The organism is Alteromonas sp. G5_S2_22_S1 (assembly GCF_054968525.1).
The window spans coordinates 21861-31199 of sequence record NZ_JBQKUJ010000026.1 but is presented as its reverse complement, the minus strand read 5'-3'; the positions used below and the strand labels follow the sequence as shown (position 1 = coordinate 31199).

At 43.4% G+C, this 9339-nt stretch carries 14 protein-coding genes and 1 pseudogene; 8 read left to right on the top strand and 7 right to left on the bottom strand.

The window, feature by feature from the left end; genetic code table 11:
- Nucleotides 1-15 precede the first annotated feature (15 nt).
- Together ACTRWF_RS18755 and ACTRWF_RS18750 are read right to left on the bottom strand one after the other, a co-directional pair.
- Nucleotides 16-297 carry a type II toxin-antitoxin system RelE/ParE family toxin gene (locus tag ACTRWF_RS18755; RefSeq protein WP_020743723.1) on the bottom strand — a complete coding sequence of 94 codons (282 nt, stop codon included), beginning with the start codon at nucleotides 295-297 and terminating at the stop codon, nucleotides 16-18.
- Nucleotides 294-578 (bottom strand): type II toxin-antitoxin system TacA family antitoxin, encoded by a 285-nt coding sequence (locus ACTRWF_RS18750; RefSeq protein ID WP_013783738.1) that lies wholly within the window; start codon nucleotides 576-578, stop codon nucleotides 294-296. The genes ACTRWF_RS18755 and ACTRWF_RS18750 overlap by 4 nt, the downstream gene beginning before the upstream one ends.
- Nucleotides 579-802: 224 nt before the next feature.
- Between ACTRWF_RS18750 and ACTRWF_RS18745 the strand changes: the two genes are divergently transcribed.
- Nucleotides 803-1150 (top strand): type II toxin-antitoxin system RelE/ParE family toxin, encoded by a 348-nt coding sequence (locus ACTRWF_RS18745; RefSeq protein WP_462836029.1) that lies wholly within the window; start codon nucleotides 803-805, stop codon nucleotides 1148-1150.
- Complete coding sequence (locus ACTRWF_RS18740; protein ID WP_012518667.1) at nucleotides 1143-1427, top strand: helix-turn-helix domain-containing protein; 285 nt, start codon at nucleotides 1143-1145, stop codon at nucleotides 1425-1427. Before ACTRWF_RS18745 ends, ACTRWF_RS18740 begins: the two co-directional genes overlap by 8 nt.
- Nucleotides 1428-1537: 110 nt before the next feature.
- Here the strand turns inward: ACTRWF_RS18740 and ACTRWF_RS18735 are convergent, their stop codons facing one another.
- The 3 genes and pseudogenes from ACTRWF_RS18735 to ACTRWF_RS18725 form a co-directional block, all read right to left on the bottom strand.
- The gene (locus tag ACTRWF_RS18735) at nucleotides 1538-1828 is read right to left on the bottom strand and encodes a type II toxin-antitoxin system RelE/ParE family toxin (RefSeq protein ID WP_462836028.1); all 291 of its coding nucleotides are present in this window, start codon (nucleotides 1826-1828) and stop codon (nucleotides 1538-1540) included.
- Nucleotides 1821-2042 carry a TA system antitoxin ParD family protein gene (locus tag ACTRWF_RS18730; RefSeq protein ID WP_012518669.1) on the bottom strand — a complete coding sequence of 74 codons (222 nt, stop codon included), beginning with the start codon at nucleotides 2040-2042 and terminating at the stop codon, nucleotides 1821-1823. Before ACTRWF_RS18730 ends, ACTRWF_RS18735 begins: the two co-directional genes overlap by 8 nt.
- A 379-nt stretch (nucleotides 2043-2421) precedes the next feature.
- Nucleotides 2422-3048 (bottom strand): annotated as a pseudogene (locus ACTRWF_RS18725) (IS110 family transposase); the annotation flags it as partial.
- A gap of 191 nt (nucleotides 3049-3239) precedes the next feature.
- On the opposite strand from ACTRWF_RS18725, the gene ACTRWF_RS18720 reads away from it, so the two are divergent.
- From ACTRWF_RS18720 to ACTRWF_RS18700, 5 genes are all read left to right on the top strand, one after another.
- The gene (locus ACTRWF_RS18720; protein WP_012518671.1) at nucleotides 3240-3497 is read left to right on the top strand and encodes a type II toxin-antitoxin system Phd/YefM family antitoxin; all 258 of its coding nucleotides are present in this window, start codon (nucleotides 3240-3242) and stop codon (nucleotides 3495-3497) included.
- Nucleotides 3485-3787 carry a type II toxin-antitoxin system RelE/ParE family toxin gene (locus tag ACTRWF_RS18715; protein WP_462836027.1) on the top strand — a complete coding sequence of 101 codons (303 nt, stop codon included), beginning with the start codon at nucleotides 3485-3487 and terminating at the stop codon, nucleotides 3785-3787. The genes ACTRWF_RS18720 and ACTRWF_RS18715 overlap by 13 nt, the downstream gene beginning before the upstream one ends.
- Nucleotides 3788-3883: 96 nt before the next feature.
- Nucleotides 3884-4321, top strand: coding sequence for a hypothetical protein (locus tag ACTRWF_RS18710; RefSeq protein ID WP_462836026.1), 438 nt, complete (start codon nucleotides 3884-3886; stop codon nucleotides 4319-4321).
- A 148-nt stretch (nucleotides 4322-4469) separates the two neighbouring features.
- Nucleotides 4470-4709, top strand: a complete 240-nt coding sequence (locus ACTRWF_RS18705; RefSeq protein WP_462836025.1) for a hypothetical protein — start codon at nucleotides 4470-4472, stop codon at nucleotides 4707-4709.
- A 354-nt stretch (nucleotides 4710-5063) separates the two neighbouring features.
- Nucleotides 5064-5855, top strand: coding sequence for a PhzF family phenazine biosynthesis protein (locus tag ACTRWF_RS18700; RefSeq protein ID WP_020746068.1), 792 nt, complete (start codon nucleotides 5064-5066; stop codon nucleotides 5853-5855).
- 120 nt (nucleotides 5856-5975) lie between these two features.
- Here ACTRWF_RS18700 and ggt read toward each other — a convergent pair whose 3' ends face one another.
- Together ggt and ACTRWF_RS18690 are read right to left on the bottom strand one after the other, a co-directional pair.
- Nucleotides 5976-7733, bottom strand: coding sequence for a gamma-glutamyltransferase (ggt, locus tag ACTRWF_RS18695; protein ID WP_462836024.1), 1758 nt, complete (start codon nucleotides 7731-7733; stop codon nucleotides 5976-5978).
- Between the two features lie 14 nt (nucleotides 7734-7747).
- On the bottom strand, nucleotides 7748-8512 hold the full coding sequence (locus ACTRWF_RS18690) for an enoyl-CoA hydratase (RefSeq protein ID WP_071951677.1): 765 nt from the start codon (nucleotides 8510-8512) through the stop codon (nucleotides 7748-7750).
- 113 nt (nucleotides 8513-8625) lie between these two features.
- On the opposite strand from ACTRWF_RS18690, the gene rrtA reads away from it, so the two are divergent.
- Entirely contained in the window at nucleotides 8626-9210 is a 585-nt protein-coding gene (gene rrtA / locus ACTRWF_RS18685; protein WP_462836023.1) for a rhombosortase, read from the top strand.
- Nucleotides 9211-9339 lie beyond the last annotated feature (129 nt).

Genomic DNA, 9339 nt, shown 5'->3' with positions numbered 1-9339 from the left:
GGGGAGTCATTGTGTCTAGTTGCCTACAGGAAATTTTTGCTTTTGGTGTAAAACTCGAAGAATGTGAATAATGTCGTCTTTTATGAAATATGAAACAATCATTGAAACCTCTGGAATTATTAACAGTCTTCCCGGTATATCCTCTCTCTCCACTCCCATAAAAGGTTGCTGGTTCAAGTTTTCAACTTTCTTCTCAATTATTGCATCAGTTTTTTCTGCTGCTAATGGGTTAAATTCGTATAAAAACTCGAAAATAGCCTCACGATCGTCCAACGAACTTTTTTCCCATAAGATCATTTTTTGGCTTTATTCCTAATTTTCATTTTTCGAGCTTCCATGTCCAAGTTCGCTTCTTCATGACTGACAAACTTGCTTTGCCCACTCTCTAATTTACTGAACGCAGCATTAACCTCTTCAGTAAGCCACTGATCATGAGTAATTATTTTTCGTTGCTGTTCAGCGAGTTCTTCCGTAAGCTCTCTACAAGCGTCACTTAAAGTGCGTCCTTGGCTTTCGGCCATTATCTGAGCTAGCCGTTTAGTTTCTTCATCTACTCTAAACTGAATACGGGTATCCATGGTAAACTCCTTATGAAATGTACACACAAATGTTAGCACACCTATTGAATTTACGGCAACTAACAAACGCATTAACTCTGTCGCTGGCGCTCCTTGGGACAAAAACACGTAGGCTCCTTGCGCTTCGCTTAGTATTGTAGCCTACGTATTTTTTCCCGTTATGCGGGTGTTAGCCCTTATTTCTCTCTTTGACCAAAGTAATCCAATGGATTACAATCAGCGTTATGCTTACCACAATAAGTGAATTACCTGAATACATTAAACGAGCAGATTCATTACTTTACGAATCTGAGCGTAAAGCCTCAATTGATTATCTTTTTGAGCACCCAAAAGCGGGAGATATCATGGAAGGTACTGGCGGTATTCGTAAGTTACGCTGGAGTAGAGGCAATAAAGGTAAAAGCGGTGGTGTAAGAGTTATCTATTACTATCACGATGAGCGTATTCCTTTATATCTTCTTACCATGTTTGGAAAAAGTGAGCGCGCGAATTTGTCCAAGGCTGATAGGAATGAATTGGCTAAACTCGTTGAAATTCTAGCAAAGAAAGCATTGGAGAAAGCTTATGAATAATGCATATGAAAGTATTGCCCAAGGGCTTCAAGAGGCAATCGATCTTAATGACGGCAAAAAGGTGGCTGCTAAAGTACATCGCCCACCTCACGTTGATGTAGCCAAGATTAGGCACGGCTTGGGATTAACACAAATGGAGTTTGCTTCCAAATTTTGTATTAGTGTGTCAACTCTTAGGCATTGGGAGAGAGGCGACCGAACTCCTCATGGTCCAGCATTAGCGCTGTTAAATGTGGTCGCCAAAGAGCCAAAGGCAGTTTTGCGTGCGCTGGGCTAAAAAACCAATCAACACACTCACTTCGTTCGCTGGGACGCATACACGCGGGGCGGCTTCGCCATAATGCCCCACGCAACTGCGCCGCTTAGCGTAATGTTATACGCAATTGGTCATAATAACTTTTTAACATCACGGTAAAAGTTTTCATGAGAACCAAGAGCTATCAATTCAAGTATTACAGTGCCATCCTCGTAGCTGTAACCTAGTAAGGTTAACTGCATGACCATCTTGAATTTGTACACGCGAAGAAAGGCTAGGTCGCCTTTTTTTTGCTCACCTAGAAGAGGATCGGCCATTAGTTCCTTAACGGCTTTATCCAAGTCTTTTTTCTGATTCTGATGTAACTTCTTTACTGCTCTCTTAAAATTAGCTGTCTGTAAAACATTGGTAATCTTAGCCAAAATCGTAAGGCTCCAATTTTCCAGCCTCTTTTTCAGCTTTAGAAATAATTGCCTGTTTCACAAATTCGTATGGCAAATCGGGATTATCTTCCATCATTTCACCTATCTTTGCCCAATGCTCAATCTGTTTTGGCATAGTTCGATTTAGTGCTTTGCCCATAATGGTAGCTTTCTCAACTAGATCTTGGTCTAGTCTTACGCTCGCGGTTGCCATAATATGTCTCCCAATAGTTAGCCGCTACATTGTAGCAATGCGCTACAGATGTAGCAAATTGCGTATAACAAAAGCATTAACACTCGCTGCGTTCGCTGGGACAGTAACACGTGGGCACTGTCACTTCGTTCCATATTTTAGCCCACGTACTACCGCCCCTTATGTGGGTGTTGGTATGACTCCCTTTGTCAACCCTGAGCGAGTGCATCCCTGACACTATTTCAGTCCATAATTAGCTTTATTTCTCACTTAAAATAAATGAGCTAACGCACCGGATGAGGCAGTAATCTCGTCGCTTCTAATGCTGGTATTCGTGGATTATTCATTTCTCAATGAACAGCGCCTACCTTACTCACTCCGCCGTAGCCCGGTGACCGCTCAGCCTTTCCAGTCGCCGGATACGCTCCTCAATGGTTTGCAGTTGTTCCTGCAAGACAATTTGCTGGGCTGGATGAGGCAAAATCAGTTCGGTGAGCCAGCGAAGGTGCTTCTTCGACCAGTTGGCAGTGCCTTCATTACGTATGTTGTTGAGAAGTAATAAGGCTTTGAGTTGATACTTTGCTTCTTTTAAATCCTTCATTGCCGCTTCACGAGTACGGGATAAGTCGCGAAAGGCTTCGTCCTCAGGCTCGGGCACATAGATGGGCGTGAGATCTTCAGACTTTAATGACCTAACGAGCTTAAGCGCATCTCGGCGGTCAGTTTTAATTCGCTCCCTTGGCTTTTTGGGAATAAGAGACGGAGCCACGACATAGCAACAATGCCCAAGACTGGTAATAAGGCGATATATCCAGTAGCCACATGGCCCTGCTTCGTAAACAACGTGAAGTGTTGCACCAGGATATTTAGATTCAAACTGACGAAGCAGCTTTTTGACACTAACCTTAGATGAGGGAATACGCCCATAATGAACAGGGGTCGCTCCACGCTGTTCTTCACAATAAGCAACCTCATGAAACTCTTTATGCGTATCCAACCCGATAAAAATCATGCTATGTTTGTTCATGCTAGCCTCCAAATTGATTTAGTATTGAACAAACTAATTATGGCTCTGGTGAGCAGTTTTGCTGTTAGCTAACCCTCGAAAATGCGGAGGCTAGCATTTCTCAGGGAGTCATTGTGTCTAGCCGTTTGAAAACTTGCCATGCTCAGAGTGACAGAATAGTATCACTTTAACGTTACTTTGGAGCAGCTCAAATGAAAGTAGAACTTGTGACATCACTAAAACGGCAGGCTACTAAGATCCTTGCCGATCTTCATGATACGAAAGAGCCAGTATTAATAACTGAGCACGGAAAGCCGTCAGCTTACCTTATTGATGTAGAAGATTATGAATTTATGCAAAATCGTTTAGCGATCCTCGAAGGCATTGCTCGTGGCGAGCGAGCTCTAGCGGATGGCAAAGTGGTCAGCCATCAAGATGCTAAGGACAGAATGTCAAAATGGTTGAAATAATTTGGACGGAGCCGGCTCTATCCGATCTGAATGATATTGCTGAATACATCGCGCTTGAAAATGTCGTGGCGGCTAAACAACTGGTGCAAACCGTTTTTACAAAAGTTGAACGTTTGGTTGATTTTCCAGAGCCTGGGCGCGTCCCACCAGAACTGGAACACCTCAATTGTCGTGAAGTCGTTGTAAATCCGTGTCGTGTTTTCTACAAGTATGATGATGAAAAGGTTCGTATTCTTTTTGTTATGCGTGCGGAGCGAGATTTGCGTCGGTTAATGCTAACGAAACAGTAGGATTGGTAAAAACGGCTAACAACGCGCTCAAGTGGGACACATACATGCAGCGGCTTGCGCCATTATAGCTGCATGTATGTGCCAAAAGGAATTTGAATGCACAAGAATAATCAACTAATAATCGCTGGCAGTTTAAGCATCTTGGCTGCACTACTTCATATGAGTTGTATTATCGGCGGTCCTGATTGGTATCTCTTTTTTGGTGCTGGTCAACGCATGGCTCAACTCGCAGCTCAGGGTGACCCGTACCCCACAATTGCAACTTTAGTAATTGCCTCAATTCTTACGGGCTGGGGCTTATACGCTTTTTCTGGTGCAGGCATCATCATCAAATTACCTCTACTAAAAACCTGTTTAGCTTTAATCACAGCCATCTATTTTTTGCGTGGTATCGCAGGCTTAATTGGCCCCTTTCTGACTTCAGACCCTGTGGTACATCAGAATTCAATAACCTTTTGGTTAGTAAGCTCATTTATATGCTGTATTTATGGTGTGTTTTATTTATTGGGCACAGTAAAGTTATGGCGGCAGTAGAAAGTACGCTGGCACATAACAAAAATTAAGCTCGCACGCTACGCGGCCTGTAACGCAAACAAGTAGGCTGGCTCACTTCGTTAGACTTTTAGCCCACATGCCTGCGCCCCTTATTTAAAAGTCTATATACCTAAAAGGATTTGACTAAATGAAGTACCTCATATTATCTCTTTTTTCACTTTCCATTGTTGGCTGTGGCACAATCAATACGCCTAATGACGGTGTCGATGCAATCTACAACACCACTTCGGCAGTGATGAAAGGTGAGAACAGTAACTGCTCGACGGGACATATTGAAGATAGGAAGAAGTGTAAGAGTCGTTCGCAAGAAAAGACAAATGCTATTTCAGAGTCAATCAAAAAGCACCGTCGCGACAGCGGCGTCTAACAAGGAAAATTTTTATTTCATACGCTTTCATTAATATACGCTATGCTCTTTTTACTGTCAGCTTCCACAACAGGAAAGCTGTATTACACGCAAGAATCTGGGAAACGAGTTTTAGATTGCGATGTAGAGTTACGCCTTAAAGGTGCTTTGTTTATAAGCCAATAATCGTTGACGGTAAGAAAAACTAGTATGACAATGGACACGCAGGTTTTGGCCAAGTACTTACAATTGCAGGCGCTGCAACGAAAACTTTTATGACCTTGCACTGACTGGAAACACGGGCGATACGAATAGCAGCCCATTTTACGTAATGCCAATTCAAAGCTTTAAAAATAATAGAAAAAGCGCGTTTGTATGAAAATTAAAATTAACGTTGTTGATGCATTTACCAGTGTAAGATTCAAAGGTAACCCCGCCGCTGTTGTTATCACTGGTAAATGGCTCAGTAATGAAAAAATGCAGGAAATTGCTGCCGAGAATAACCTGTCTGAAACCGCATTCTTGGTTGAAGACGATACCGGCGTATTTACTGTCCGCTGGTTTTCACCCATGACAGAAATCGACTTTTGTGGGCACGCAACGTTGGCTTCTGCCTATGTGATTTTTAGCGAAAATTATCAGCTATCACATATTTCACTTTTCGCAGAGTCAGTAGGAATGATGAAAATCGTTAAAAAAGACGATGGATTCATTCAGATGGACTTTCCTAACAGAATGCCTAGCCCTGTTAGCGAAGTACCTGAAGCGTTACTGCAGGGGCTTTCTATCAAGCCCAAAAGCGTTTTAAAAAATAACCAAGCTTATTTTGCGGTTTATTCAGACGAAGACGATGTTTTAAGCGTAATTCAAGACAGCGAACAACTAAAAACACTCGCGCCTTATGATGTGGTAGTAACAGCGCCTGGCTCACAATTTGATTTTGTGTCGCGTTATTTCTGGCCTGCAAATGGTGGTGATGAAGACCCTGTCACAGGCTCTATCCACACCGGTCTCGCGCCCTATTGGGCAAAAGTATTTGGAAGGTCAAAACTTATGGCTTATCAAGCTTCTAAACGAGGTGGTACAGTCAAATGTGAAGTGACAGGCGAACGTGTGCTTATTTCTGGTCAAGCAGTGTCTTATCTTGAAGGTTACATCACAATTTAATGATTGATGTTTACTATGGAAAGAATGAATACAAAACGGAAGGTTTAAAACCTTCCGTTTTTCCACTATTGCGACAAATTGCCGCACTACTTTTTTATACTAGTGGGTCATTGCGGGTCATTAGCGCCCTACTGCAATACCTTCCCTACGAGGGTCAGCACCGCCAATTAGTTTGCCTGATTTAAACTGAATTCCGTGAAGACCGCTGTTTAAATCCACCACTTTTACGTTATGACGAAGTGCCTTTAATGGCGCTTCAAGCTCAGCTATAGGTGTGCCCTTCTCTAACGCCGTATAATCGTTTCTATTGGTGATTTTAGGCAGGTTTATCGCTTGCTGAATGTCTAAACCGAAGTCCAAAACACCAATTAGCGTTTGCGCGACATAGCTTACAATTCTCGAGCCACCCGGTGAGCCTACAACCACTTCTAAGTTACCTTCTTTGTCGAACACCATTGTGGGGCTCATAGCACTTCTAGGTCTCTTACCAGGCTCTGCGCGGTTAGGGACAGGGAATCTATTTTTCGTTGGAGAGAACGAGAAGTCGGTGAGCTGATTGTTTAGCAAAAAGCCTTCTACCATAATCCCAGAGCCAAACATGAATTCAATGCTTGTGGTCATGGATACTGCATTGCCTTCTTTATCTACGATTGAAACGTGCGAGGTGTTAGGCAACTCCATTGAGGTGCCAAGCGCTACGTTTGCGTCAGCGTATGGATTACCGGCGCGCTTGCGACGCCATTCTTTATCAACACTAATGCTTTCTGCACGGCGCTCAAGGTAAGCCGTATTGATCATGGCAGCAAATGGCAAATTGGTGAAATCGCTATCCGCTATAAACTTTTCACGGTCGGCATACGAAAGTGCGCTTGCCTGCGTGTACAAATTCGCAAATTCGACTGAATCGGGCGCATACTGGCTAAGGTCGAAGCCTTCTAACATTTTCAAAATTTGATACACGTTCACGCCGCCCGAACTCGGCGGTGCCATCCCGCAGATACGTTTTTCGTGATATAGGCCACAAACAGGTTCACGTTTTACCGGCTCGTAGCTTGCTAAATCTTCTAACGTCATCTGACCTGGGTTGATTTCAGCGCTATTCACCGCTTTTACTATTTTTTCAGCGACTTCACCTTTCAATAAATAGTCGCTGCCCTTTTCAGCAATGCCTTTAAGGGTTTTAGCGAGTTTCTTATTTTTCTTTACTGTGCCTTCTTTTAAAGGAAGGCCTGCTGGAAAGAAATAGGTCGAACTCGCTGGAAAGGTCTTTAGCCCTGGGTGATAATCTAGCGCAACCAGTTTGGCTAAGCGAGGCGAAACCTTAAAGCCGTCTTCTGCTGTTTTGATTGTATCGTCGAACAGCGTATTCCAAGGCAGCTTGCCGAACTCTTTTTGTGCCATTTCTAGCGCTTTAACTGCACCAGGCACGCCTACTGACTTGCCGCCTACTACAGCGTCTATCCAGCGCATTGGTTTGTTCCCTTCGATAAACCAATGAGAATTTACTGCTTTTGGTGCCGTTTCACGCCCGTCAAAGGTATGAAGTACTTTGTTCTTGTTATCCCAATAGAGGATAAACGCACCACCGCCAATACCCGATGATTGCGGCTCAACTAAAGAAAGCATAGATTGAACGGCCACGGCCGCGTCAATGGCGCTTCCCCCTTTTTCTAAAATATTCTTTCCCGCCCAAGACGCATAGGGATTTGCCGCCACCACCATATAGTCTTTGGCTTCAAACGCCTGTTTCTCGACGTATCCCGTTGCCGCTTCTGGCTCACCCACTTCGCGAGCTTGTTTAGCGTTCGCACCAAAAATAAAACAACTAGATAATGCTAGGGTTACTACTGAAGCTCTGAACAAAGCACTGCGTCTCAAAATAATACTTCCTCTTATTTAAACTTTTCGGGGTTAATGGGGCGTTTTTTAAGAAACGCATCAAACGCTTCTTGGGCTGCGGTAGTACCCAACGCTTCTAAAAATATATCAAACTCTTCGTTCATTTGTTGGTTTGTTCGCTCCCCGTCACCTTTTAACAGCGCTTTTGTTTGTTTAAGCGAAAATGAAGGCTTGGCAACGAGTTTTTCTACCGTGGTTTGAACCGCTTGATCTATTTCCTGCGCGTCGACAATCTTAGTCAGAATACCAAATTGATAGGCATCGGCAGTGGTAAAGGGTTCGCCCAGCATAAGCCACTCTGCCGCTTTGATATGACCTGCAACCTTAGGCAAAAGATAACTTGATGCATACTCAGGAACAAGCCCTAAGTTGATGAACGGTAGAACAAATCGGGTATCTGGGGTGGCGTATACAAAATCACAATGAAGTAAAAGGGTTGTACCTATTCCCACGGCTAACCCATGAACTTGCGCAATAACAGGTAAATTACATGCTGTGAGCGCACGCATAAAAGCAGCGGTTTCTGGTACTTGAGCGTGATCCTGCTGCTGTGCAAAGTCGCTGATGTCGTTGCCGGCGGTAAAACAATCCCCCGCCCCCTTAATAACAACAACTTTAGTAATACCGTCGTTTTTTATTCCTAAAATGGCGTTCGCCATGTCTTGGTACATATCGCGGGTTAGTGCATTTTTCTTTTCTGGTCGATTGAGGGTTATGGTGAGGCACTGCTGTTTTATTTCGGTAATGATGTAAGACATAATTACTCCTTTACTGTCGTCTTCGTTATTTTTAGGCGTACTTCAGTTTTCACCCTGTGGGCAATTTCTGTATCATAGCCAGCAAATTCGAAATTCAAAAATAACTAACACTGATGAATTCACTGCCGTTTTCGCTTAAGTATAGTGCTGGCCCCTTACTTATTGCGCTATGTTCTCTTATCGCGTTTTTCTTTGAACCCTTATCGGGCAATTATTTAGCTTACGACCGCTTCGCCATTCAGGGTTTAGAAACGTGGCGAATAGTGAGTGGCAACATCGTTCACACTAATGGCTACCACCTGCTTTTAAATATAGCGGGTCTAGCACTTTTGTGGGCGTTACACGGCGAACATTATCGCGTTGGTTTGTTCTTGAAAGTCTTTGTGTGGTGCTGCTTAGGCACCAGTGTTGGGCTTTACTTTTTTTCACCAGACCTTATTTGGTATGCGGGGCTTTCTGGCGCACTTCACGGCATTTTTGCATGGGGCTCTTGTGTTGATATTAAGGAAAAGATGAAGTCGGGTTGGTTACTACTTATTGGGTTAGCGATTAAAGTGGGATACGAACAAATAGACGGTAGTAGCGAACAAGTCGCTAACCTTATTGATGCTAAAGTTGCTGTCGATGCGCATTTATTCGGAGCCCTTACGGGTATCACTATCTTTTTGCTGATGTTTATTACGGCAAAGCGTATATAGGTCGTTTTGCATAGTAGCGCTATTCATACGCGCTGCTGACTTCAATAACATGCTATAAGCAGACAAAGAAAAATATCACAAAAGAAAAAGGCCCGAACTCTTTTGAATTTGGGCCTTTTTATATTGATT

What these genes read in the sequence shown, in the direction of transcription:
- ACTRWF_RS18740 (WP_012518667.1), top strand. Translation starts at nt 1,143, where the DNA reads ATGAATAATGCATATGAAAGTATTGCCCAAGGGCTTCAAGAGGCAATC.
- rrtA (WP_462836023.1), top strand. Translation starts at nt 8,626, where the DNA reads ATGAATTCACTGCCGTTTTCGCTTAAGTATAGTGCTGGCCCCTTACTT.
- ACTRWF_RS18715 (WP_462836027.1), top strand. Translation starts at nt 3,485, where the DNA reads ATGGTTGAAATAATTTGGACGGAGCCGGCTCTATCCGATCTGAATGAT.
- ACTRWF_RS18730 (WP_012518669.1), bottom strand. Translation starts at nt 2,042, where the DNA reads ATGGCAACCGCGAGCGTAAGACTAGACCAAGATCTAGTTGAGAAAGCT.
- ACTRWF_RS18705 (WP_462836025.1), top strand. Translation starts at nt 4,470, where the DNA reads ATGAAGTACCTCATATTATCTCTTTTTTCACTTTCCATTGTTGGCTGT.
- ACTRWF_RS18700 (WP_020746068.1), top strand. Translation starts at nt 5,064, where the DNA reads ATGAAAATTAAAATTAACGTTGTTGATGCATTTACCAGTGTAAGATTC.
- ACTRWF_RS18750 (WP_013783738.1), bottom strand. Translation starts at nt 578, where the DNA reads ATGGATACCCGTATTCAGTTTAGAGTAGATGAAGAAACTAAACGGCTA.
- ACTRWF_RS18690 (WP_071951677.1), bottom strand. Translation starts at nt 8,512, where the DNA reads ATGTCTTACATCATTACCGAAATAAAACAGCAGTGCCTCACCATAACC.
- ACTRWF_RS18745 (WP_462836029.1), top strand. Translation starts at nt 803, where the DNA reads ATGCTTACCACAATAAGTGAATTACCTGAATACATTAAACGAGCAGAT.
- ACTRWF_RS18720 (WP_012518671.1), top strand. Translation starts at nt 3,240, where the DNA reads ATGAAAGTAGAACTTGTGACATCACTAAAACGGCAGGCTACTAAGATC.
- ACTRWF_RS18755 (WP_020743723.1), bottom strand. Translation starts at nt 297, where the DNA reads ATGATCTTATGGGAAAAAAGTTCGTTGGACGATCGTGAGGCTATTTTC.
- ACTRWF_RS18710 (WP_462836026.1), top strand. Translation starts at nt 3,884, where the DNA reads ATGCACAAGAATAATCAACTAATAATCGCTGGCAGTTTAAGCATCTTG.